The 22121-nt window shown below is 46.5% G+C and carries 26 protein-coding genes; 10 read left to right on the plus strand and 16 right to left on the minus strand.

What is annotated here, in order from left to right; genetic code table 11:
* Positions 1-152: 152 nt before the first annotated feature.
* A complete protein-coding gene (locus BMY62_RS09910; protein WP_090659140.1) occupies positions 153-1712 on the minus strand; it encodes an FAD synthase family protein in 1560 nt (519 codons plus the stop codon).
* 167 nt (positions 1713-1879) lie between these two features.
* Between BMY62_RS09910 and BMY62_RS09915 the strand changes: the two genes are divergently transcribed.
* Positions 1880-2539: a calcium-binding protein gene (locus BMY62_RS09915; RefSeq protein WP_090659142.1), complete on the plus strand. Its 660-nt coding sequence runs from the start codon at positions 1880-1882 to the stop codon at positions 2537-2539.
* Between the two features lie 89 nt (positions 2540-2628).
* On the opposite strand, the gene BMY62_RS09920 is transcribed toward BMY62_RS09915, so the two are convergent.
* The 4 genes from BMY62_RS09920 to BMY62_RS09935 all read right to left on the minus strand — a co-directional run bounded on the left by BMY62_RS09920 (position 2629) and on the right by BMY62_RS09935 (position 6008).
* Positions 2629-3255 carry a 5-formyltetrahydrofolate cyclo-ligase gene (locus BMY62_RS09920; protein ID WP_090659144.1) on the minus strand — a complete coding sequence of 209 codons (627 nt, stop codon included), beginning with the start codon at positions 3253-3255 and terminating at the stop codon, positions 2629-2631.
* Positions 3256-3328: 73 nt separating this feature from the next.
* Positions 3329-4369 carry an A/G-specific adenine glycosylase gene (gene mutY, locus BMY62_RS09925; RefSeq protein WP_256207550.1) on the minus strand — a complete coding sequence of 347 codons (1041 nt, stop codon included), beginning with the start codon at positions 4367-4369 and terminating at the stop codon, positions 3329-3331.
* A complete protein-coding gene (locus tag BMY62_RS09930; RefSeq protein ID WP_090659146.1) occupies positions 4370-5713 on the minus strand; it encodes an AsmA family protein in 1344 nt (447 codons plus the stop codon).
* A 37-nt stretch (positions 5714-5750) separates the two neighbouring features.
* Positions 5751-6008, minus strand: coding sequence for a Rho-binding antiterminator (locus tag BMY62_RS09935; RefSeq protein WP_256207551.1), 258 nt, complete (start codon positions 6006-6008; stop codon positions 5751-5753).
* A 135-nt stretch (positions 6009-6143) separates the two neighbouring features.
* Between BMY62_RS09935 and BMY62_RS09940 the strand changes: the two genes are divergently transcribed.
* Positions 6144-6842 carry a YiaD family glycine zipper/OmpA-like lipoprotein gene (locus tag BMY62_RS09940; protein ID WP_090659231.1) on the plus strand — a complete coding sequence of 233 codons (699 nt, stop codon included), beginning with the start codon at positions 6144-6146 and terminating at the stop codon, positions 6840-6842.
* 115 nt (positions 6843-6957) lie between these two features.
* On the opposite strand, the gene trpE is transcribed toward BMY62_RS09940, so the two are convergent.
* The 3 genes from trpE to rpe all read right to left on the minus strand — a co-directional run bounded on the left by trpE (position 6958) and on the right by rpe (position 9992).
* On the minus strand, positions 6958-8430 hold the full coding sequence (gene trpE / locus BMY62_RS09945; protein WP_090659148.1) for an anthranilate synthase component I: 1473 nt from the start codon (positions 8428-8430) through the stop codon (positions 6958-6960).
* A gap of 93 nt (positions 8431-8523) precedes the next feature.
* Complete coding sequence (locus BMY62_RS09950; protein WP_090659233.1) at positions 8524-9258, minus strand: phosphoglycolate phosphatase; 735 nt, start codon at positions 9256-9258, stop codon at positions 8524-8526.
* A gap of 56 nt (positions 9259-9314) precedes the next feature.
* The gene (rpe, locus tag BMY62_RS09955) at positions 9315-9992 is read right to left on the minus strand and encodes a ribulose-phosphate 3-epimerase (RefSeq protein WP_090659150.1); all 678 of its coding nucleotides are present in this window, start codon (positions 9990-9992) and stop codon (positions 9315-9317) included.
* Between the two features lie 138 nt (positions 9993-10130).
* Between rpe and apaG the strand changes: the two genes are divergently transcribed.
* Positions 10131-10514, plus strand: coding sequence for a Co2+/Mg2+ efflux protein ApaG (gene apaG / locus BMY62_RS09960; protein ID WP_090659152.1), 384 nt, complete (start codon positions 10131-10133; stop codon positions 10512-10514).
* Positions 10515-10616: 102 nt separating this feature from the next.
* Here the strand turns inward: apaG and BMY62_RS09965 are convergent, their stop codons facing one another.
* The 5 genes from BMY62_RS09965 to efp all read right to left on the minus strand — a co-directional run bounded on the left by BMY62_RS09965 (position 10617) and on the right by efp (position 14261).
* Complete coding sequence (locus BMY62_RS09965; RefSeq protein ID WP_090659154.1) at positions 10617-10895, minus strand: hypothetical protein; 279 nt, start codon at positions 10893-10895, stop codon at positions 10617-10619.
* A 28-nt stretch (positions 10896-10923) separates the two neighbouring features.
* Positions 10924-12318 carry a Na/Pi cotransporter family protein gene (locus BMY62_RS09970; RefSeq protein WP_090659156.1) on the minus strand — a complete coding sequence of 465 codons (1395 nt, stop codon included), beginning with the start codon at positions 12316-12318 and terminating at the stop codon, positions 10924-10926.
* A gap of 296 nt (positions 12319-12614) precedes the next feature.
* On the minus strand, positions 12615-12920 hold the full coding sequence (locus BMY62_RS09975; RefSeq protein ID WP_090659158.1) for a hypothetical protein: 306 nt from the start codon (positions 12918-12920) through the stop codon (positions 12615-12617).
* Positions 12917-13432 carry a hypothetical protein gene (locus BMY62_RS09980; RefSeq protein WP_090659159.1) on the minus strand — a complete coding sequence of 172 codons (516 nt, stop codon included), beginning with the start codon at positions 13430-13432 and terminating at the stop codon, positions 12917-12919. The genes BMY62_RS09975 and BMY62_RS09980 overlap by 4 nt, the downstream gene beginning before the upstream one ends.
* Before the next feature lie 268 nt (positions 13433-13700).
* Positions 13701-14261 (minus strand): elongation factor P, encoded by a 561-nt coding sequence (gene efp / locus BMY62_RS09985; RefSeq protein WP_090659235.1) that lies wholly within the window; start codon positions 14259-14261, stop codon positions 13701-13703.
* Positions 14262-14500: 239 nt separating this feature from the next.
* Between efp and BMY62_RS09990 the strand changes: the two genes are divergently transcribed.
* Positions 14501-15211 carry an SAM-dependent methyltransferase gene (locus BMY62_RS09990; RefSeq protein WP_090659161.1) on the plus strand — a complete coding sequence of 237 codons (711 nt, stop codon included), beginning with the start codon at positions 14501-14503 and terminating at the stop codon, positions 15209-15211.
* A 4-nt stretch (positions 15212-15215) separates the two neighbouring features.
* Here BMY62_RS09990 and gloA read toward each other — a convergent pair whose 3' ends face one another.
* On the minus strand, positions 15216-15605 hold the full coding sequence (gene gloA / locus BMY62_RS09995; RefSeq protein WP_090659163.1) for a lactoylglutathione lyase: 390 nt from the start codon (positions 15603-15605) through the stop codon (positions 15216-15218).
* Complete coding sequence (locus tag BMY62_RS10000; protein WP_090659165.1) at positions 15605-15793, minus strand: rubredoxin; 189 nt, start codon at positions 15791-15793, stop codon at positions 15605-15607. Before BMY62_RS10000 ends, gloA begins: the two co-directional genes overlap by 1 nt.
* A gap of 52 nt (positions 15794-15845) precedes the next feature.
* Between BMY62_RS10000 and thiD the strand changes: the two genes are divergently transcribed.
* Genes thiD through hemL form a run of 3 tightly spaced genes read left to right on the plus strand, consistent with a single transcriptional unit; the run spans position 15846 to position 18645 of the window.
* Positions 15846-16697 (plus strand): bifunctional hydroxymethylpyrimidine kinase/phosphomethylpyrimidine kinase, encoded by an 852-nt coding sequence (gene thiD, locus BMY62_RS10005; protein ID WP_090659166.1) that lies wholly within the window; start codon positions 15846-15848, stop codon positions 16695-16697.
* Positions 16690-17313: a thiamine phosphate synthase gene (thiE, locus tag BMY62_RS10010; RefSeq protein ID WP_090659168.1), complete on the plus strand. Its 624-nt coding sequence runs from the start codon at positions 16690-16692 to the stop codon at positions 17311-17313. Before thiD ends, thiE begins: the two co-directional genes overlap by 8 nt.
* 51 nt (positions 17314-17364) lie before the next feature.
* Positions 17365-18645: a glutamate-1-semialdehyde 2,1-aminomutase gene (hemL, locus tag BMY62_RS10015; protein WP_090659170.1), complete on the plus strand. Its 1281-nt coding sequence runs from the start codon at positions 17365-17367 to the stop codon at positions 18643-18645.
* Positions 18646-19131: 486 nt separating this feature from the next.
* Here the strand turns inward: hemL and BMY62_RS10020 are convergent, their stop codons facing one another.
* Positions 19132-19773: a c-type cytochrome gene (locus tag BMY62_RS10020; RefSeq protein WP_090659172.1), complete on the minus strand. Its 642-nt coding sequence runs from the start codon at positions 19771-19773 to the stop codon at positions 19132-19134.
* Positions 19774-19923: 150 nt separating this feature from the next.
* Between BMY62_RS10020 and BMY62_RS10025 the strand changes: the two genes are divergently transcribed.
* From BMY62_RS10025 to rph, 3 genes are read left to right on the plus strand one after another with little or no spacing between them, the layout of a single operon-like run.
* A complete protein-coding gene (locus BMY62_RS10025; RefSeq protein WP_090659174.1) occupies positions 19924-20526 on the plus strand; it encodes a hypothetical protein in 603 nt (200 codons plus the stop codon).
* Between the two features lie 52 nt (positions 20527-20578).
* Positions 20579-21379 (plus strand): type I methionyl aminopeptidase, encoded by an 801-nt coding sequence (gene map, locus BMY62_RS10030; protein ID WP_090659176.1) that lies wholly within the window; start codon positions 20579-20581, stop codon positions 21377-21379.
* A gap of 15 nt (positions 21380-21394) precedes the next feature.
* Complete coding sequence (rph, locus tag BMY62_RS10035) at positions 21395-22120, plus strand: ribonuclease PH (RefSeq protein WP_090659178.1); 726 nt, start codon at positions 21395-21397, stop codon at positions 22118-22120.
* The last annotated feature ends 1 nt before the right edge of the window (position 22121 follow it).

Below are 22121 nucleotides of genomic sequence, written 5' to 3' on the forward strand. Positions count from 1 at the left end.
AACTCTATCGAGCTATTACCCGGTTTTGATATGCAACAATTACCCGTCATCGGAATTAAGATAACTGTTCATTATATTACGTATTGAATGCCAGACAAAATCAGTATGCAGTGTTTAAGGGTATTTTTACAAAACTGCGCTAATCAATACGATCAACGCTTATCTTCGACATTTTTTTGAATGCGGCGCACGATTTCTGTTGATGAAATGCCTGGTGTATAGTCAAGTTCCCTAATCATGGTTTTAGGCAACAAAGCGCATTGACGGTATTTGTCTGCACGCTCCCGCTCATCGGCACAGGCAAATGTATAAATATCGAAACCATGTTGCTGCATAAATTCGAGTGTCGCATTTACCGGGCTTTCTGTGATTACGGTATCAACATATCTACACGCGGCAACAGCAGCCGCCCGTTCCGTCTGCGTCATTACCGGTAATTTGCCCTTGTTCTCCAACACACGCTGATCCGAAACGACGCATACTGTCAAATGTGTACCCAGCGATTTTGCGGCCCGTAAAAAATTAATATGGCCTTCATGAAACAGATCAGCCACCATACGCGTATAAACTCTTCGCTGCGGCCTGTTCTGGGGCCAATGCGGTAATACCTGACCGGTTCGCGTTATTATGCGTTCAAGCCACTGCCTTGCACGCAGAACCTGCACATCGTCCGGATCTTTGATGGCAATCTGGTATGCATAACTCCATGCCTTGATCAAATCACCCGACAACCAGCTTTTGACCAGACGATGATAGCCATAACAACGCACCAGTAACGTGAATTTCTTTAGATTGAGAGATGAAATCACCGTATCCCAGAGCGGATTCGGCGTACGCCAGTCACCGTAAAACGATGTCAATATTTTTTCCGGTTGCTCGGGATACCAGGTATTTCCATAAGATGTAGTGCGTTGTGTCAGATCAAAATACGGAAAAACCGTAACTCGCTGATAGTTTTCTGAATAATCCGGCAGCTTAAAACCGCCAACAATCTGTTGACCGTTACATTTCTCCAGACCGCAAACATCCAGGGTGATACCGGATTCCTGATGTATAAAGTCGCGATAATTCTGGTATCCGATACGCAGCGGCACTGCGGACCAGCCATGTTTTTCCAGCACTGTACAACATTGCTCAAACAATGGCAGCCAAACGGCAATATCGATATCCTTGTCATAATCCAGCAGCCTGCCTTCCCGTTCCAGCCCCAGCAGGGTTCCGGCATATGGAAATGCAGGAATCCCTTCCCCGGCAAGCATGGCGCAAGTCGACCATAACAACTGCTCGGCGTGTCCCGATGCGAAAATACTTTCACCTGAAGCCCGTGGTTTCTTTTTTTTCTTCGGTGCCGGCGCTTTCCCCGAACGCGCCAACTCTGACAGCTGATCCAGCGCCTTGCCAAAATATTCCAGTGATCGCTGTAAATCCAGCGTATAGAAATAAGATGTACCTAACAAGTGCGCCCAATACGCTTTCTCAGCCTCACTTCCGGCTGCTAAAAAAAGCTGCTCGGCATATACCGGAACTTCCTGCGCACGGTCTGAACGTATCGCCCATGCACACCACAGCCGTGCCACATCAGCATGCAAAGGCAGTTTCCTTTTCAACATATTTAGCAAATCACCCGCTTCTTCAAGACGACCCGCTTCAATGTTCTGTTTTGACTGCAGCAAGGCATCACTGTCGATTTTATTCAATGTAATTTTTTTCATTACTCTGATTGATACACTTGAAATATAGCTATAATTTGATAATATTGAGAATCAATCTTATTATTATTTGTTTTATTATAAAAGATCTACAATTCAGCGGATATAGACAGATCTGCAATTACATAATTGTAAACAATATTTATTCTTTTGGAGGAAAGGAGGCACGTATGGCAGTGGATATTATTAATCGCCCGAATATCGGTTCTTCGGGTTTAATTGAGATAATTGACGGTTTTGAATTTGAAGGATTCGGTTCCGGCGGTTTTGGTGATGATGATTTTCTCTATATTGGTGATGCACTGGATAATTTCATTCAGGCCGGCCCTGGAAACGACGAACTTGAAGGCAACGACGGCAATGATGAATTACTTGGCGGTGACGGCAACGATATAATTGACGGTGATTCCGGCAACGACACCCTGGATGGTCAGGGTGGAACCGACAAATTATTTGGCGGTCTCGGTGATGATATTCTTCTGGCGGGCGGCTCGGGAGATAACCCTCAACTTAACCGCGACCAGTTACAGGGAGATCCTCGCAATCTGGATGGAAGTGTCATCGGCGGTGAGCCAGGTAATGATATCTTTGGTTTTTATGACCTGGGATTTTATCGCGTCAATGATTTTGTTCCAGGCGAAGACCTGTTATTTTTCGATGCAGAGAAAACCGGAATTGACAATATTGGCACGCTGGTTGGGCTCATCAGTGATATTGATCAAAGGGATGATGGTGTGACCGTTCATTTTGGTTCAAATGCTGCATGGATTGATCTCGTCGGCGTCAATATCAACGATATTACTGCAGACATGGTTATCTTTGGTTTGTAATCTCAATACCACAGACACAAATACTATCAGCGCTCCAGGTACTGTTTGGACGCCTGATAGTATACAGATAATATGCCGTTGTTATATTATCAGGTGACAGCATTGCTCTTCGCACACAACTCAACCGGAATCTGTCGCAACAGTTCCCGACACGCCTGAAAAATACCCATTTCGGTGATTACATAATGCATTGCGATATCGTGGAGCTGAGGATGAACGTTCTCCAGTCGCTGCATTTCAAATGCGACACCAATGGTGATTGGACACACTGAAAACGTTGCCAGCGTACGGTCAAAATAGCCACTACCGTACCCTAATCGATAGCCTTTTTGATCAAACCCGACCATTGGAACAATCAGCACATCCGGCTGGATACACCGCGTTTCATGTGGCACAGGTATATCGTAGGCGCCCACGCGCATCGGCGCATCCGGCCACCATTCCCGAAAATGCATCGGTTTGTTTTTTTCAACGACTTCCGGCAGGGCAAGCACCGCGCCCGACGCCATAAAATCACGTGCTGGCGGACGTGGATCGTATTCACCACGAAATGGCCAGTACAGGCCGATTTTTTTTCCTCGCAAGTTCGGAAATCCTTGCTGCAACAAATCAGAAATCGCCGCACTCCACTTTTGGCATTGTGCCGAAGGGATGGCCATGCGCTCTGCGATGATGCGTTCACGCTCGCGTTTTCGCCAGGCTTTCCAGTCTTTCATGGCATTCGTTTGATTATTTTGATTCTCAATGAACACATCATTGATATCGATTGCGAAAGTTGTGAAATGTCAATCATGAGACAAAATACTGCTGAATAATTTTTTTAACGGGCACCGGAATCCCCAGCATCAACGCATCTTCCGGACTTTTCCAGACAAATGCGGCTGAAGCTTCATTATTTGCGACCACATCCTGAAGACATGGTCGTATCAATAATCTGAAGTGGGTAAAGGTATGCCGTAATTGCGGCAACGCAAACGAACGCGATTTCTTCTTCAGTTTCAGTGTGCTCTGATTCAGTTCAACTTCCGGGAAGCACCATAATCCTCCCCAGATCCCCTCGTCAGGCCTTTTTTCCAGCAACAGCTTATTTTCGTGTCGGTAAATCATAAAAACGGTCTCCTTTTCCGGTAATTTGTTCCTGGGTTTTGATACCGGCAATAGCGCAACTCGGTCCTGTATATAGGCGACACATCGTGTTCGTAGTGGACACTGGCCACATAGCGGCCTGTTACGAACGCAGACCGTAGCTCCCAGATCCATAAGTGCCTGGGTATAAACCTTCAACTCGTCAGGATTTCCATGCTGTGGTAGCGATTCTTCTGCCAGTCGCCACATTTTTGTCAGCGTTTCGGATTGCCCTGAATAACGATCGATACCAAAAAAGCGCGCAAAAATCCTTTTTACATTTCCATCAAGGATTGCATCTCGTTGCCCAAAGGCAAATACTGCAATAGCCGCCGCGGTGGAACGACCAATACCAGGCAGTTGTTGCAACGCTTCACGGGATTGCGGAAATATGCCATGAAATTCGTGCACAATCATACGTGCAGTTCGATGCAGGTTTCGCGCACGAGAGTAATATCCTAATCCGCTCCAGCTAGCCAGCACATCATCAATCGAAGCCTGCGCCAGACTTCCGATATCAGGAAATTTACTGATAAAACGTTGAAAGTATGGAATAACGGTACCAACCTGTGTCTGTTGCAGCATAACTTCAGACAACCATACGGCATAAGGATCGTATTTTTGCTGCCAAGGCAGGTCATGACGACCGCTTGTTTTCTGCCATGGTATCAACTGGTCGGCGATAAAACGCATTGCTTTACTCATTTAATGCCTGAAATTATTCAAATCAAACAAGTTTTGATCATCGGGCGTCACGACAAAATGCAAGCCAGAAAACCGAACACCGCCCGCCGTAAGCAATCCAATCGTGATTTCACCGTTTAGCTCCAAGTCACTCAGGAACGAAAAATCCGGCAGGCCATTTGAATCGACATCTTTTTGCGGTGTGTTAAATTTATCTGTGGCAACCAGCGCATCAAGATCCAGCGCATCAAGCTCAATATCAACTGTTGCCACCGGATTGGTAAAATTCTGTATCGACGAGGTAACGTTAAACCTGCTGTCAGCCAGTATACCTTGCAATTCAGCTTGTACGTGTTCTGCAGATATATCAAGTTTCAGGTTGCCGCCGAATCGACCACGAACTGGACCGCGTAACAGTTCCGGATGGAAATCTGTAAATTCTGATTCGATATCGGTAAATAACCACTGTTTGCCGCCCTTACCGACAGTTAGCGTTGTACCCAGAACCAGCTGCATAATCTGCAAGCCATGTTGCACCGTCATCTCCGTATCCAGATGTACATTTGCCAGCGCTTCGTCCGCCTGCTCAAATTGATCGATCTCGAGTATTGAAAAACGAACATTCATATAACTGTCAGCTTCGATGTCCCGCAAGGAAAAAACAGCTGACCCGTCACTCAATCCAGTTTCATTGAATTCAAGTTGTTTCACATCCAGCTGCATTGCCAAGGCCATGTCTAATTTGTTTTCCATAGAAGCGTCATCGTTCTTGAACACAGCCTGTTCGGCCTCAATCAGTGGAACCGTTAAGGCAAGTGTCTCTACAAAGGCTGCGGTGACCCGACCCGTTGCCATATGTATTTGACTGAATTCAATTCGATGCTGTGTAACTTCGTCCCGAAGGACAAAATCGCTTCCCGTCATTTCGGCTCGTTTAATTTCGAGAGCAAATGGCAAAGGTTTTTCAGACTGCGTCAACAGATCTTCGATATTAAAACGACCATTTCGATCGCGTATCAGTTGAGCCCGCAAACCTTTGATTACAACATTGTCGACAATGATCCGCTGATTCCACAGTTGCCCGGGCGCCAATGACAACTGCGCCTCCTCAATGGTAACAAACGGCGTATCCTGCCGAAACTCACTGAGTGTCACATCGCTGACATGAATGATAACTTGTGGATTATTGAAGTCTACGCGTACGTCTCCACCAATCGTTAATGTTCGCTGACTGTCAATCCTAGCCCATTGTTCAATGAGTGGTTTGAAATTATTGGGCACAAAAAATATCGACATTATCAGTATGCTTACCACACATGCCAGCACTGCAATGGATACCAACGCAAAAAGAAAAAAGCGTTGCATACAAATTAATTAGACCATTTATTTCAAGACAGCTTCATCAAAACACAACTTCAACAAATTTCGCATTGGGCGTTAATACCTGCATTCTGGATAATGCCATGAGATCAATATGCTGTTGCTCGCCATTGTCAATTATCAACATTTCACGCTGATCAGCGGACTGGGTGATATCAACCGCTTTGCCTTCCATGATCTGTCCATCCTTTAAAGTCAGCTTAAGCTGATACCCATACATACATGCTACTTCGACGTAGTCATGCAGTTCACATGCAATCACATTCTTCTCCACAATCATTGATTCCTTTCGTAACGTGCCAAGCCTATAATATAAGCGAAAAAAAGTAGCAGCGTAAATGAGCTGCGCATAAGTTCTGCAATATGCGTGAATATTCTGTTTGATTCAAATAATCCTTTTTTTGGAGGAAATATGATGCAACGTTATCTATTGATTACAATTGCAACAGTCCTGGTACTCGGCGGTTGTGCGGGCATGTCTGAAACGCAGCGCGGCACAGCCCAGGGGTCGTTGGCAGGTGCTGCAGCAGGCGCATTGATTGGTGGACTGGCCGGTGATGGCAAGGGTGCTGCAATTGGTGCCGCAGCCGGCGCGGCTGCAGGCGCCGCTGGCGGATATTTGTGGTCGAAGCGTATGGAAGAGCAAAAAAGGCAAATGCAGGCAGTCACTCAAGGTACCGGCGTTCAAGTATCGCAGACAGTTGACAACCGACTCAAGCTGGATATTCCGAGTGATATCACCTTTGATACCGGGCGGGCGCAAATTAAACCGAATATGAAACCGATACTTGACAGTTTCGCAGCCAGCCTGATGCAAAATTCTACTGCCCAGGTGACAATTATCGGGCATACAGACAGCTCCGGATCGGATGCTATCAACAATCCACTATCGGTCAATCGTGCAGCAAGCACCCGGGATTATCTGGTTCAACGTGGCGTGCCTTACCATCGTATCCAAATCGACGGGCGTGGTGAATATGAACCGATCGCATCGAATGATACACCAGCCGGCAGGGCCATGAACCGTCGCGTTGAAGTATTCGTTTATGAACCGGCTCCTCAACAAACGCCACCGCCACCACCGCAGGCAGATCCCTACGATCGGCCCTATTAAAGATAGTAAATTCCAAAAACATGGTTGGTCCGGAATTTCATTTCACGGATTGACTAGAACTCTATCAATATCATATTGATAGAGTTCTAGTACTTTTCAATTTGATATTACGCGTTCATTCAAACTTATAATCCAGTCCTTCTTCGGCAATTTCGGCTGCACGCAATATCGCCTTGGCCTTATTCTGAGTTTCAACCCATTCATTTTTCGGTACCGAGTCGGCGACAATCCCAGCACCGGCCTGAACATGTAATTTACCGTCTTTGATCACACCGGTGCGTATGGCGATTGCCAGATCCATATCGCCGTTAAACCCCAGATAACCGACTGCGCCGGCATAAACTCCGCGCTTGGAGATTTCAAGCTCGTCAATAATCTCCATTGCCCGAACTTTCGGCGCGCCACTGACAGTTCCGGCCGGGAATGTCGCGCGCAATACATCCATAGCGTTGAGTCCGGGTTTCAGTTTGCCTTCCACATTGGAAACAATGTGCATGACATGGGAATAATTTTCAATCTGCATATTTTCGGTAACTTTGACGCTGCCGGTTTGCGCAACTCGCCCAATATCATTACGCCCCAGATCCATCAGCATGACATGCTCGGCACGCTCCTTGGGATCGGACAGCAGATCAATGGCGAGTTCCGCATCTTCCTGCGGCGTTTTTCCACGCGGACGTGTGCCAGCGATGGGCCGCACTGTTACAAGATCGTCCTCAAGCCGTACCAGAATTTCTGGCGAGGCCCCAACGACATGAAAATCATCGAAATGATAATAAAACATATAAGGCGATGGATTCAGGCTGCGTAAAGCGCGATACAAAGCAAGCGGGGATGCCTGGTACGGTTTGCTGGTACGTTGCGACAACACAACCTGCATGATGTCACCGTCGTATATATACCGCTTTGCCCGGTCCACGGCTGACAGAAAATCACTTTCCTTGAATTCGGAAACCGTTTCACCTTTGCTGATGGCACGTTCGGCTGGTATTTCTACCGGTTGCCGCAACAATGTTAACAGCTCTTCCAGACGCCTTTTACCCGTATGATAAGCGCTATCGGCGCCCGGATCGACATAAGTGATCAGATAAAGTTTACCGGCAAGATTGTCAAGTACAGCCAGCTCTTCCGATAACAGCAGCAGCACATCCGGCGTATCAAGAGTGTCCGGCTGCGCGTGCCCGGCCAGCTTATGCTCAATATAGCGGACCGTATCATACGCAAAATAACCCGCCAGACCACCGCTGAACCGCGGCAGACCTTCATACGGCACAGCTTTGAATCGTTCAATATACTGATTTATAAATGCGAGTGTATCATCGGTTTCCTTCTCCTCGACATGTTCCCCGCTCACCACTCTGATATGATTGCCTCGCGCCTCTATACGTGTGCTCGCAGGCAAACCTACAAATGAATAACGACCGAAACGCTCTCCGCCATGCACTGATTCGAGTAAATAGGAATAAGGCTTGTTTGCCAATTTAAGATACACGGAAAGCGGAGTGTCCAAATCGGCAAACGTATCCAGTATCACGGGTATACGGTTATAACCCTGACGTGCGAGCCGATTAAATTCGCTCTCAGTCATTCAACAGCTCTGAAGGAAAAACATGCATTATCGCAAATGAAATACTGAAAAGAATTGATGCAATTATCAGACAAAGGATGGGCGAAAACATCATCACTGCGGCGTGGCCTTGACAATGAGTTGTGACGCTTCTACCAGTGAAGGCACTATTGCATCACAGTCCAGCTCACGCACATCGCGCCCTTCGTTATACCCGTAGGGAACGCAGAAAACATGGCAGCCTGCTGCGCGGGCGGCGGTCGCATCATTCAGCGAATCGCCCATCAGAACCGCTTCATGTGGCTGCACATTAAAATACTTACAAATGTGCGTTAACGGCATTGGATCCGGCTTTCTTTTCGGCAGACTGTCACCAGACAGAATGATTTCAAAATAATCGTGGAATCCGGTCGCACGTAACAGTGGCAGCGTGAAACTTTCCGACTTGTTGGTTATACATGCCAGGCGGAATCCTGCCTTGCGCAGCAACTCAACGCCTTCTTTGACGCCGGGAAAAGGTTTGGTGTGTACATGTACGTTTTCAGCATAATGCTTCTTGTAAATCGGCAACGCAACTTCAAGCAATTGCGGTTCCGGCTCGGCATTCAAATCACCTGTCAATGCACGTTTAACCAGCCTTTGTATACCTTTCCCGATATAGGATTTGATCGTTGCAACCGAGTGCTCTGGCCTGCCCAATTCGCGTAACATCAGATTGGCCGCAAGCGCCAGATCTTCAGCTGTATCGAGCAGGGTGCCGTCCAGATCAATCATTACAACTTTGACGGGCAATGGAAAATGCAATCTATCAACCGTACTTTTAGCATACGAAAAAAGTTCTTTATTCATGTCAATGGCAGAAAATAGCGGATACATCCGGTGTGTTGTTATTCTGTAGACAGGCCTTATACCTTGTCCAGTTCTGCGCGTAGCTCAGACACAATGGTGTCATATCGATGCGGATCATTGTCTTTGCCTGCATTAAAGATCGCTGAACCTGCTACAAACGTGTCGGCGCCTGCACGGGCAATTTCTGCAATATTATCGGTTTTGACGCCGCCATCAATTTCCAGCATGACTGATTTGCCGCTTTCATCAATCCGTTGACGCACCGCCTTGAGCTTATTAAGTGCCTCAGGGATGAATTTCTGGCCGCCAAATCCCGGATTAACCGACATAATCAGCACCAGATCAAGCTTATCCAGCACATGATCAAGATAATGCAGCGGAGTAGCCGGATTAAACACCAGCCCGGCCAGACACCCCTGATCCTTGATCAGGCCGATGGTGCGGTCGATATGTGAAGACGCCTCGGGATGAAACGAAATAATATTGGCCCCGGCCTTGGCGAAATCAGGAACGATCCGATCAACAGGTTCAACCATAAGATGCACATCAATCATTGCATCAGTCAAAGGTCTGATTGCTTCGCAGACCAGTGGGCCAATGGTCAGATTCGGTACGTAATGATTGTCCATGACGTCAAAATGAATTATATCGGCGCCAGAATCGATTACGTCTGTAATCTCCTGACCGAGTTTGGCAAAGTTTGCTGATAAAATACTGGGTGCTATACGGTACATACAACGGCCTCTCAAAAATCAAATACGCTATTTTAACCGCAAATGATCTTACCGCGTTAATGAGAAACAAAATGATTTACGGATTCGCCGAAATTTGTACGTGATACAATTAAGAAAACAGGGTGGAATTTTAGTTTTATGTCAGAAGAAAAAAAATATGAAATCAACGTCAGTGTCCGGACGGCTTATTTACCGGATCAATCAGACGAAGAATCCGATCAACATGTATTTGCCTATACCATTACCATTGCCAATAAAGGCACAGTTGCCTCACAGTTGATCAGTCGACACTGGATTATTACTAACGGCGACGGTACAGTACATGAGGTTCGCGGCCTGGGGGTCGTTGGTGAACAACCTTTACTTAAACCCGGAGACACGTTTGAATACACCAGCGGCACTGTCATCTCCGCCGCAGTCGGCTCAATGAAGGGTAGCTACCAGATGGCCGCCGAGGATGGCGTTCATTTTGATGTTCCTATTCCAGAATTTATTTTAACAGTACCGCGCGTTTTGCATTAACAAAACAACCTCATCTTCACCTTACATCGATTTATCAAAATAATCCGTCAAATTTGAACGTCGATTCACATGCGGCCACTACTGCTTCCGGTGCTATCCATCTTATTTTAGCTTGACCGAATTTTCAGCCTCCAGCGTTTTCAGAACCAGACGGGCCACACGCTTGGCAAGCGTATGGATGCGTTTCAGGTTCTCTACATGGTCCATGGCCAGTCTGTAAGTTCCAAGATTTGTCTGCTTCCCTACAGTAAGGTCGCGCCCCAGTCGCAGTCGAAGCGCCTCGGCATTCCGGTTCAGTTTTTTCTTGGTGTTCAGCACATTATGTGCCTTGACTGGATCATCGGCAGAAAATGAAGACAGGGCATCACGTAGCGCGTTCACGGCCAGTTGATTCAGGACATTGAATTGATCAGCCAGCTCGGTATCGAATACGGTCCCCCCGCTCTAATCGTTTAAAACCGGCAGGTACGAATCCGGATTCCACAATATCACCAAGATTCTCCAGATAGTTGGCCACACCAGTATACTCTTCTATGCGCAGAGGCTGCGGCTCTACCAGATCTCCCAAAGAAAGCTTGCCAAGGTAAGCAAGAATCTCTTCGTGTAGTTTGTCAATTGCATCATCATTTAACCTGAGCGTTTCCAGAGTTTCCTCATCGCCACTTATCGCCGATGGCAGTGACTGTTCGACAGCGTTGACAACCATGCCCCCCATACGTCCCAGTTCCAGCTTTACTTGATCCAGTGCCAGCGCTGGCTGATCCAGAAATAATTCCTGTAAATAGACCGGCTTGCCTTTATGAATCGACACAACGGCCGGTGACGGCACCATATATTCAACCAGTGCGGCCAGAGTTCCTGTAAAGCAGATAAACACCAGGGTACTTGCGACGTTAAACAATGTGTGAGCATTGGCAATCTGTCGTGGCACTTCAGCCGCAAGGCGTTCCAGATCGGTCAGGACATGCACTTCAGGCGACACTGTACGCACAAGGTCTGCAAACTGGGGAATAAATGGCAACAGAATCACAACGCCGACCAGATTGAATATGACATGCACGGTCGCAGCTTTGACGGCTTCGCGGGGCTTGCCGATAGCCGAGAGCATTGCCGTGATGCATGTACCCACACTGGCTCCCAACAACAAAGCGATACCAGCCTCCAGCGTGATGAGACCCTGGGTAGCCAGAACGATAACAATGCCAGTGGTTGCTGACGAGCTTTGAACCAAGGTGGTAAAAACGACTCCGGCCAGCATACCAAAAAATGGATTGCGCATTTCCTGCATCACCTCAATAAATGGCTGATAGGTGCGCAACGGCAATGCTGCGTTGCTCATAAGCTCCATCCCAAAGAACAGCAACCCAAGTCCCATCAGCATGGTACCGTAATATCGCGTTTTCCTTCGCTTGGCCAATATCTCTATTAGAAAACCGGCAGCAATCATAACGAGCGCGTATTTGGTAATCTTGAAGGCAATGATTTGCGCAGTTATCGTTGTGCCGATATTTGCGCCAAGAATTACGCCGATGGATTGACTGAAGGTCATCACGCCGGCACTGACAAAACTGACTACCATTACAGTAGTAACCGAAGAAGACTGAATGACAGCAGTGACAAGAGCACCCGCGGTAACTGCGCTAAAACGGTTCGAGGTGAGACGGGCCAAAACGTTTTTCATCCCGCCACCCGCCACAATTTTTAATGCCTCGGTCATTTTGCGCATACCGTACAAAAAAAGTGCGAGCCCACCGCCTAGACCGGTAATCATGGCACCATACGCAAGCGGTTCTGCATCAGTCATTGTTTTATCCTTTGCTTAAGCCAGCGAATAGTTTAGGAGAAAGAAGCAGACTTCTCAGCATCATCGAATTTACATAACCCGCTGCAGCCAGTCCATCAGCGGGCAAACAAATTCTTCATCGAATTTGACTCCGGGAAACCATTTATAAAGATTTGAACTTTGACCGGGCAGTCATTTTTTGGATTGATATTCGCCCACTATAAAACTGGGCGCTTAGAACGTATGTATAGGGTCAACAGCACATTATACGCATTATTTAAACGGTTAATCAGTGACGTTACCAATCGCTGCTGACCTCAATCATCAGTGATAATCTCATTTTCGTATTGCCTTGCTCGATTAAGCTCCCGCTCAAGTTCTTTTTTGCGTTCGCTGTTACATTCAGTCGATAGTTCGTTTTCAACACGACTTACCCAAGAATCGATAATTTGTTGACGCTTTTGAATCAGGTCTTTGACTGGACGGCCCACTCTATGTGCGTCATCTATTTCCGACTCGATTTCATAAATCTGCGTTTCCTCGGGATACTCTTCCTCCAATCGCAAAAAGGGGACGAAAACGAAAGAATCCACCGGCCGATACTTATTAACCTGACTCATCATGAGTTCGTATCTCCTTTCGTAAACTGTGTAGACGACCTTGACCCGTCTTGCTTTAAACGCGCGTTGATCTCTGGTAATTGAAGTATATGTGTCGTTTTGTAGGCAATACCCGCGGCTACCAATCTAAATTCAATTTTTACAGCTCCATGGCACTCAGGACAAGAGATCAGTTCTTGTTCTTTCAATGTCGTTCCGGGTTCTAACCATGAGTGCGCCAGAAGTACCTTCCGTGTAGTCAAATGTTTACGTTTACCGTTACCCTGTATAATACCTAATCTTGCATAGGCCTTTTCAATGTCGACTTTTGATAAACCAACGTTTTTGACATCAAACGTACAAAGCAGGCTACTGTCGGACAAGCTGCGAACGAGATCGGCTTTTACGTCAAGAATCAGACGCGGTTCAAAAGATCGCGACTTATGAAATCGATAATATCCCCAAACACCACCCGCAACCGTTGCTATCACTGCTACCGCCCCCGATACAATCGTCACAAGCTTCTCCAGTTCCATATGACCCCCCAAGAATCAGTACGGCGTTATAGTGAAATCACATTCAGGATTCTCAACCGGGCTCTTTTCACACACTACGCTGCCATCTACACTCACACAGGAATTTTCAAAGAAATTAGCCGGTTTGCCAGCAAGTTACCGAATCTGGTTGTTATATCTGATCATACATTCTGAGAAGAAGAATACAAAATATGGCATTGAGAATATCAGGTTAGCTCAATCTACTAATTGCTTATCAATTCTTTTTTGTAATGAACGATGATTCCGTTTACGCGCGTTCGATGTACTCGCCTGTGTCCGTATTGACTTTAATTTTATCGCCTATATTGACAAACTGAGGCACGGAAACCTTTAGGCCGGTTTCCAAAACGGCTGGCTTGCCTCCGCTGACCGCAGTCTGTCCCTTCATCATGACCTCGGTTTCAGTCACTTCCAATATGACACTCGTTGGCAGTTCGAGCCCAATCGGGTCTTCATTATAAAAATTGATCAAAACGTCTGTATTGGGCAGTAAATATGGCGCCTGATCTTCAAGCTCATCTGCCGGCAAAGCCAGCTGTTCATATGATTCGTTATCCATAAAGATATAAGAATCGCCCTCATTATAAAGAAACTGCATCTGACGCGGTTCAACATGTGCCTTTTCTACTTTGTCTTCTGAACGAAACCGCTCGTTGAGTTTGGTGCCGTCAACGACGGCTTTCATTTCCAGTTGAACGAAGGCTCCACCTTTACCCGGTTTGACATGATTCTTTTTATTAACCCTCCAGAGTTTATTCTGGTATTCGATCAGGTTGCCGACACGAACCTCAAAAGCAGAAATTTTCATAGCAAAATAAAATAATCTAAAAAAGTCAGAAAAAATAAGTGGCGTATTATAACGCCGCGTCGCGACCATACATCAAAAATTAGCCAGCCGGTACCAGACCGGCATGATGCACTAATATTAAAAGCGCAGAATCTTACTCAGTTTCTGCGCTTTACTTTCTCTGCAGGTCTTTCTACACTCCATATAAAACGGTACATCGGCTTGCCCGGCAATTCGGTCAAACATTCAAACTAACTGATATGACAGGAACTCTGTATCTGATTCCAACACCTTTAAGCGACTGCAATCTGGACTGGATAATACCTATCGCGGTAAAACGATCCATTCAACAACTTCGATTTTTTATCGTTGAACAGCCCAAAACAGCCCGACGATTTTTGAAGCAGATTGAATGCAATTACCCGCTACAGGACATTCACATGGGAATTCTCAACGAACACACCCGCACAAATGAACTCGAGACTCTGATGCAGCCTTTACTGGCTGGTCATGATATGGGTTTGTTATCTGAAGCCGGTTGCCCGGCCATAGCCGACCCGGGTAGCAACCTGGTTCGACTGGCGCACCACAAACAAATCAAAATCATCCCGCTCACCGGCCCCTCATCAATACTGCTGGCATTAATGGCTTCAGGACTCAACGGACAGCGATTCTGTTTTCACGGCTATCTGCCGATTGATAGAAATGCACGCACACAAACAATTACTGCATTGGAAAAACAATCCGGCAAACAGGATCAAACACAGATTTTTATTGAAACTCCGTACCGGAATCAAAATCTCTTTGAATTGCTCGTAAAGACCTGCCGTGATGATACAGATTTATGCCTTGCAATGCAGTTGACTTCCGTGGAAGAGCGTGTCACGACTCGATCGATCAAACAGTGGAAATCGAAGCAACCAGACTTCCAAAAAATACCCACCATCTTTTTATTGCATGCCAACCGGTAGGCTACTATTGGTTTTTTTTCTGAATGAATTCGATTTTATAACCGTCAGGATCTTCTACAAAAGCAATCACAGTGGTGCCATGCTTCATCGGCCCTGCCTCCCGTGTTACTTTACCACCCCGCTTTCGTGTTTCTTCGCAGGCGGTGTAAGCATCGTCGACTTCTATCGCTATATGACCGAAACCTTCACCAAGCTCATACTGATCAGTGTCCCAATTATGCGTCAATTCCAAAACTGTTCCATCGGCTTCATCCTGGTAACCGACAAATGCCAATGTGAATCGACCGTCCGGATAATCCTTGCGCCGCAGCAATCGCATACCCAGCACTTGGGTATAAAATTCCAGTGATTTTTCAAGATCACCGACTCGCAGCATCGTATGCAGAATTCGCATTACATTTTCACCATTTCAAAATCTTCTTTACGTGCACCGCATTCAGGACATGTCCAATTGATTGGAACATCTTCCCAGCGTGTACCTGGAGGTATGCCTTCTTCCGGCGCTCCCTTTTCTTCATCATAAACATAGCCGCAGATTAGACACATGTACCGATTATAGTTTTGATTTTCCTCAGCAGACATAATAGATCGTCATTCTCATTTGGGTTAAAATGGTATTTTACGGTATTAATGCATGTCACAGCCACCCCCAATTGTACTTTCGTTTGCTTCCAGCGACCCAAGCTGCGGCGCTGGCAGTCAGGCAGATGTAATGACTATTGCGAGCATGGGATGCCATCCCCTTTCAGTCATCACAGCAATAACTGTTCAGGATACTTCTGGTGTTCATGATCTGTACCCATTTGAACCGGACTGGGTAGCGCGTCAAACCAGAGCCATCCTGAATGACATACCTGTGCACGCATTCAAACTCGGCCTGCTGGGCAGCGACGCGATCATAAACGTGATTGCAGAAATTCTGACGGATTATCCTGATATACCTGTGGTCATGGATCCAGTGCTGGCTTCCGGTCGTGGTGACGCGTTAACCACGGAAGTCATGATAAAATCAATGCGCAAATTACTGTTACCACGGGTCACGCTGCTGACGCCCAATAGTATGGAAGCAAAGCGGCTTGCTTTTGCAGACAAAATCGATGCTGCTTCATCGCCCAATCACTCACTTGATACGTGCGCATCCAGAATTCTTGATACAGGATGTGACTTTGTCCTGATTACTGGCACACATGAACACACTGCCCAGGTTACCAATTCGCTGTATACACACGACAAGCTTATACGCACCGATAGCTGGACACGGCTGCCTCACAGCTATCATGGCTCCGGATGTACGCTTGCATCGGCTATTGCCGCGTCTATTGCTTCCGGGCAAACGATAATCGACAGTGTTGTTGCAGCGCAATCGTATACATGGGGCGCATTAAGCGCCGGATTCCAACCTGGGCTTGGACAATACATTCCCGACCGCTATTTTCGTAATAGCATTAAAGAACAAACCACCTGTATCCGGCAAAGCGTTGAATAACTATAAAATTTCCGGACTGTACGGAATAACACCTGACTTGGCAGACACCGATGTTCTGCTCGACAAAACCCATCAAATACTTGAGGGCGGCGCCAGACTAGTACAATTGCGGAACAAATCTGCCGACAAAACATTGCGCTTGCTGCAGGCAGAGACGCTTCTGCAGCTTTGTCGAAAATATGATGTTCCCCTACTGATCAACGATAACGTTGAGCTCGCACTACAAATTGATGCCGATGGCGTTCATCTTGGCGCAAAGGATATGGACATTACACTGGCGCGAAGAAAGTTGGGGTTGGATAAAATCATCGGCGCATCCTGTTATAACCGCATAGAACTTGCTGTGCAAGCTGCTGCAAACAGTGCCGATTATGTCGCTTTTGGCGCATTTTTTCCCACATCCACCAAACATGATACAGTTGATGCATCAATTGATATTGTACGGCACGCCAAAAGTGTTCTCGATGTGCCGGTTGTCTGTATTGGCGGTATTAATGCGCACAATGCGCTGTCTTTAATCGCAAACGGTGCTGATGCGGTAGCTGTATGCCAGGCGATATATCAGACGGGTAACGAACGCGAATCAGCTGCTACGATTTCAAGGTTGTTTGGCTGATTTCACTCAGTTTAAGTTTTTTTATTTTTAATTTTTCTTGAGAGCAATTCAATGACTTCACGAAATCAACAATTATTTGAACTATCACAAAAAATTATTCCTGGCGGTGTCAATTCACCAGTACGCGCGTTCAAATCTGTTGGCGGCAATCCCGTTTTCTTTCAACGGGGACAAGGCGCGCACGTATGGGATGTCGACGGTAAGTCTTACATTGATTATGTCGGATCCTGGGGACCATTGATATTAGGTCACGCACATCCGGATGTCGTCAAATCCGTCCAGAAGACATCAGAAAATGGCCTTACCTTTGGAGCACCAACCGAGGCGGAACTGGAAATTGCTGAATTGATTTGTAAACTGGTCCCATCTATCGAGCAGGTAAGGCTGGTCAGTTCAGGCACTGAAGCAGGTATGAGCGCCATCCGGCTGGCACGTGGCTTTACTGGTCGCAACAAAATCATTAAATTCGAGGGTTGTTATCATGGGCACGATGATTCACTGCTGGTAAAAGCCGGTTCTGGTGCATTAACATTCGGCAATCCAAGTTCAGCAGGTGTGCCGCAGGAAATCGCAGGCCACACAATTGTACTGGATTTTAACGATGCCGCCGGCGTAGAAGAAACGTTTAAACAAATCGGCAAGGAGATCGCTGCGGTTATTGTAGAGCCGGTTGCTGGGAATATGAATCTGATCACGCCCAAACCCGGATTCCTTGAAACCCTTCGTTCATTATGCACTCAACATGGCAGCGTGTTGATTTTTGATGAAGTCATGACAGGATTCCGTGTCGGTCTTGAGTGTGCACAGGGCGTCTATCAAATTCAACCCGATCTAACCACACTTGGCAAAGTGATTGGTGGCGGCATGCCAATGGCGGCTTTTGGCGGTCGCCGGGATATCATGCAATGTCTGGCACCTGTCGGTGCTGTGTATCAGGCTGGTACATTATCAGGCAATCCTGTTGCCGTCGCAGCCGGATTGACAACGCTGAAGCTGATTCAGGAACCAGGGTTTTATGAAAATCTCTCTGATACAACGCGCCAGTTAACTGATGGTTTGACCACCTGTGCACAAAAACACGGAATTGATTTTTGTGCGCAGTCAATCGGCGGCATGTTTGGACTCTATTTCAGCAAAAATATTCCAGCCAGCTTTGCTGAAGTGATGGCCTGTGATAAAAACGGCTTTAACCGGTTTTTTCATGCAATGCTGGATAAAGGCATATATTTTGCGCCATCCGCTTTTGAAGCCGGTTTTGTCTCTACCACGCATGGCAGCAAGGAAATTAACGAAACATTGAGTGCTGCTGAGAATATTTTTGCAGCCTGGTAAGGCTGGCGGAACACAAAAAAACGGCAGGCGTCTGCTATCAGCCTTTTGATGATAGTGATACGCCTGACGCTTTATTGGCTTGAAATAATTAAAATCACGACAAACCACAACTGCACAACAGCTGCATCTTACACCATACCATTTGCCGCTTTCACCACTAGTGCTCTTTCAATATGATATTGTCAGGTACAGCGTTATCGTGGTGTTATGCAGCAAGGCACAGTACACGGGAAAGGGTTATTCCCTTTTCAAGTACTGTAACGCGGCTGCAGGACACCACGGTAACGCACGGTGGGTGCGCTTGTCAGCGCCCATGGACTGTGTTGTGTCTTTTTGGTAATAGAACAACTATTTCCTGCAAGACACGCCTTGCCATGAACACTGACAAGCTCACTGAGCCCGGCAATATCAAATTGAAATAGCACTAGGGCATCGTTGCAATACCCATCAGCCAACTGATGCGCAACCAGGGAATATCAAACAGAATCACTGCACATCCATACTTTGGATATATTCGGCAACCGCACGTTTTTCCGCCCCACTCATACGTGTGAGCACCTTTTGCATAACACCGTTATCGTTTCCACGCTCGGCCTTGTTAAACAGGTCAAGCTGTGTGTATGTATATTCGGCATGCTGAGCTGCTAACGCGGGGTAATGCGGTGGAATTCCCGTACCGGTCGGTCCGTGGCAGCTTGCACAGGCAGGCACGCCATTTTCAATATTACCGCCGTGATACATAATCCTTCCCATTTCGAGCAGATCTTCATCACTGCTGATGTTTCCGGCCGGTTCTGGTGTCTGGGCAGCATAAAAGGCAGCAACATCTTCCATATCCTGCTGTGAAAGTGGAGCAACCATAGATGCCATCACAGGGCTGTTTCGATTGGGTTTTTCACCTTCCTTGGCTTTAAAATCCATTAACTGCTTAATAATATACTCGGCGTGCTGACCGGCCAGGCTGGGGTTAATCGGTATAATGCTATTACCATCTGGATTATGGCAACCTGCACAAACACCCGCCGCGATCTCCTGGCCTCTGGCAACATCACCTGCCGCAAAAGCCGATGACGATAATGCGATAACCAAAGTGCTTACCACGACAAAGCTATTTTTCAAAATTTTCATAATTTCATGTATTCCGTATTTTTATGCCATTAAATTTCTGTTATTTTTAAGGATAACTCTTGATTCCTGGAATAACATGTTATTTTATCAAGGCATAGCATTGTTCACAACAAGATTCATTGAAAGTGTCCGCCTCCATTGAGCCACTGAATGAAAATAATTTTTTTCCTGCTCCTGGCCGCAAATATTCTGCTGATAGCATTGCAAGTCTACCAACCGGCAATGCAGGCAAGGAATAACAATTCCAATACTCATGCTGTAAATTCAGAAAAAATCATTTTATTGCCAGCTGAAGTAAGCTGCATTGAGTGGGGAAATTTTTCGCTTCCAGAAATCGAATCCGCTGAGACAGCCCTACAGGCGCTAGATCTGAACAGACCATACCGAGTAACTTCAGCCACACCATTGACACAGTATCGAGTTCACACTGATCCGTTCGAAGATCAGCAGGCTGCCGATAGAGAAATTACCAAATTTCGAAATTCCGGCATCAGCAGCTTTCGCATTATGGAACAGGGCATCTGGTTTAATTCGATTTCATTTGGTGAGTTTGCTGACGCGTTATCAGCACAAGAGCTGCAAAAAAAACTCAACCTTCAGGATATAACTGGCACAATTATCAGTAAGTATATAACCGAACAAAAAAAGTTTTTAATTTTTGAAACAGACACCAGCAATAATATTGCATTACAGCCATTGATTGAACAATTTCCAGACAGCAAGCTGACACAGACAACCTGTGAACGCTTATAATATTTCTCAAATCAAATAAACTCGTTTCGCTTGAAATATCATTGAATCACTTATGCAAGTAACCATAAAAACAGCACAAGAAATTGAAAAAATGCGTGTTGCAGGCAAGCTGGCCTCCGAGGTTCTGGATTACATCTCACCATTCGTAAAACCCGGCATAACAACTGAAGAACTGGATTCGTTATGCCACCATTATATGGTTGACGTGCAAAAGACCATACCTGCACCTTTGAATTATGCTCCAAAGGGCCATAAACCCTATCCCAAATCCATCTGCACCTCGGTCAACAATCAGATTTGCCACGGCATTCCAGGCCAGAAAAAGCTCAAAAACGGTGATATCGTCAACATTGATGTCACCGTCATCAGCCAGGGTTATCATGGTGATACCAGCCGTATGTTTTATGTTGGGGAACCGTCCATCCAGGCCAAGCGTCTTTGTGAAGTTACCTTGGAAGCCATGTGGCGCGGCATAGACATGGTCAAACCAGGCAACCATCTTGGAGATATAGGCCATGCTATTCAAAAACTCGCTGAAGGGGTTGGTTACAGCGTTGTCAGAGAGTTTTGCGGTCATGGCATCGGCAAAAAATTTCACGAAGATCCGCAGGTCCTGCATTACGGAAAAGCAGGAACAGGGCTTGAACTCGAACCGGGCATGACGTTTACCATAGAGCCGATGATCAACACAGGAAAGGCTGCAATCCGTTACTTGCCAGATGGTTGGACAGTGACCACCAAGGATGGCAGCTTATCAGCTCAATGGGAACATACCGTACTGGTAACCGAGGATGGACATGAAGTTCTGACTGTTTCCAACGGCGCGACGCCCAAACCTATCTACCGTTTTTGATTATCAACCATTGACATGATAACCCGCAGCCATAACCGCACTAACACGCAAATTCGCCCTGTTAAAATTAACCGGAACTATATCGAACACGCCGACGGCTCCGTGCTGATTGAATACGGGCATACAAAAGTTATCTGCAACGCCAGTATCAGTGAAAAGGTGCCCCCCTTTCTCAAGGACAAAAATCAGGGGTGGCTGACAGCAGAATATGGCATGCTCCCCTGCTCCACTCATGAGCGCATTCAACGCGAAGCCGCGCGCGGAAAACAATCCGGACGCACTATGGAAATTCAGCGTTTGATCGGTCGTTCATTGCGTGCAATCATTGATTTGAATATGCTTGGAGAACGAACCATTCAGATCGACTGCGACGTAATTCAGGCTGACGGCGGCACACGAACAGCCAGTATTACCGGCGCATTTGTCGCTTTGCACGATGCTGTAGAACGCCTGTTGTATCAGCAGCTTATCGAAACATCCCCGATTCTGGACCATGTGGCAGCAGTGTCAGTGGGTATTTTCCAGGGTGCAGCAGTACTCGACCTGGATTATCGGGAAGACTCAGCGTGCGATACTGACATGAATGTCATCATGACAGGAAATTCCGGCATAGTGGAAATACAGGGTACAGCCGAGGGAACAGCTTTCACGCGTAACGAACTCGACCAAATGCTTGATCTGGCAGAATCCGGTATTCAGGAACTGATATCAATACAGAAATCCGCTTTAGGAACACACTGAT

Source organism: Nitrosomonas marina, from assembly GCF_900111605.1.
GTDB classification, from domain to species: domain Bacteria; phylum Pseudomonadota; class Gammaproteobacteria; order Burkholderiales; family Nitrosomonadaceae; genus Nitrosomonas; species Nitrosomonas marina_A.

Excerpts from the sequence above, each read along its gene's own strand:
- hemL (WP_090659170.1), top strand. The coding sequence starts at position 17,365 with ATGACTTCACGAAATCAACAATTATTTGAACTATCACAAAAAATTATT.
- map (WP_090659176.1), top strand. The coding sequence starts at position 20,579 with ATGCAAGTAACCATAAAAACAGCACAAGAAATTGAAAAAATGCGTGTT.
- BMY62_RS09980 (WP_090659159.1), bottom strand. The coding sequence starts at position 13,432 with ATGGAACTGGAGAAGCTTGTGACGATTGTATCGGGGGCGGTAGCAGTG.
- BMY62_RS09990 (WP_090659161.1), top strand. The coding sequence starts at position 14,501 with ATGACAGGAACTCTGTATCTGATTCCAACACCTTTAAGCGACTGCAAT.
- trpE (WP_090659148.1), bottom strand. The coding sequence starts at position 8,430 with ATGACTGAGAGCGAATTTAATCGGCTCGCACGTCAGGGTTATAACCGT.
- BMY62_RS09935 (WP_256207551.1), bottom strand. The coding sequence starts at position 6,008 with ATGATTGTGGAGAAGAATGTGATTGCATGTGAACTGCATGACTACGTC.
- BMY62_RS09930 (WP_090659146.1), bottom strand. The coding sequence starts at position 5,713 with ATGCAACGCTTTTTTCTTTTTGCGTTGGTATCCATTGCAGTGCTGGCA.
- BMY62_RS10020 (WP_090659172.1), bottom strand. The coding sequence starts at position 19,773 with ATGAAAATTTTGAAAAATAGCTTTGTCGTGGTAAGCACTTTGGTTATC.
- gloA (WP_090659163.1), bottom strand. The coding sequence starts at position 15,605 with ATGCGAATTCTGCATACGATGCTGCGAGTCGGTGATCTTGAAAAATCA.
- rpe (WP_090659150.1), bottom strand. The coding sequence starts at position 9,992 with ATGTACCGTATAGCACCCAGTATTTTATCAGCAAACTTTGCCAAACTC.
- BMY62_RS10025 (WP_090659174.1), top strand. The coding sequence starts at position 19,924 with ATGAAAATAATTTTTTTCCTGCTCCTGGCCGCAAATATTCTGCTGATA.
- BMY62_RS09920 (WP_090659144.1), bottom strand. The coding sequence starts at position 3,255 with ATGAAAGACTGGAAAGCCTGGCGAAAACGCGAGCGTGAACGCATCATC.
- apaG (WP_090659152.1), top strand. The coding sequence starts at position 10,131 with ATGTCAGAAGAAAAAAAATATGAAATCAACGTCAGTGTCCGGACGGCT.
- BMY62_RS10000 (WP_090659165.1), bottom strand. The coding sequence starts at position 15,793 with ATGTCTGCTGAGGAAAATCAAAACTATAATCGGTACATGTGTCTAATC.
- mutY (WP_256207550.1), bottom strand. The coding sequence starts at position 4,369 with ATGAGTAAAGCAATGCGTTTTATCGCCGACCAGTTGATACCATGGCAG.
- BMY62_RS09915 (WP_090659142.1), top strand. The coding sequence starts at position 1,880 with ATGGCAGTGGATATTATTAATCGCCCGAATATCGGTTCTTCGGGTTTA.
- efp (WP_090659235.1), bottom strand. The coding sequence starts at position 14,261 with ATGAAAATTTCTGCTTTTGAGGTTCGTGTCGGCAACCTGATCGAATAC.
- BMY62_RS09910 (WP_090659140.1), bottom strand. The coding sequence starts at position 1,712 with ATGAAAAAAATTACATTGAATAAAATCGACAGTGATGCCTTGCTGCAG.
- BMY62_RS09970 (WP_090659156.1), bottom strand. The coding sequence starts at position 12,318 with ATGACTGATGCAGAACCGCTTGCGTATGGTGCCATGATTACCGGTCTA.
- thiD (WP_090659166.1), top strand. The coding sequence starts at position 15,846 with ATGTCACAGCCACCCCCAATTGTACTTTCGTTTGCTTCCAGCGACCCA.
- BMY62_RS09950 (WP_090659233.1), bottom strand. The coding sequence starts at position 9,258 with ATGAATAAAGAACTTTTTTCGTATGCTAAAAGTACGGTTGATAGATTG.
- BMY62_RS09940 (WP_090659231.1), top strand. The coding sequence starts at position 6,144 with ATGCAACGTTATCTATTGATTACAATTGCAACAGTCCTGGTACTCGGC.
- BMY62_RS09975 (WP_090659158.1), bottom strand. The coding sequence starts at position 12,920 with ATGATGAGTCAGGTTAATAAGTATCGGCCGGTGGATTCTTTCGTTTTC.
- rph (WP_090659178.1), top strand. The coding sequence starts at position 21,395 with ATGATAACCCGCAGCCATAACCGCACTAACACGCAAATTCGCCCTGTT.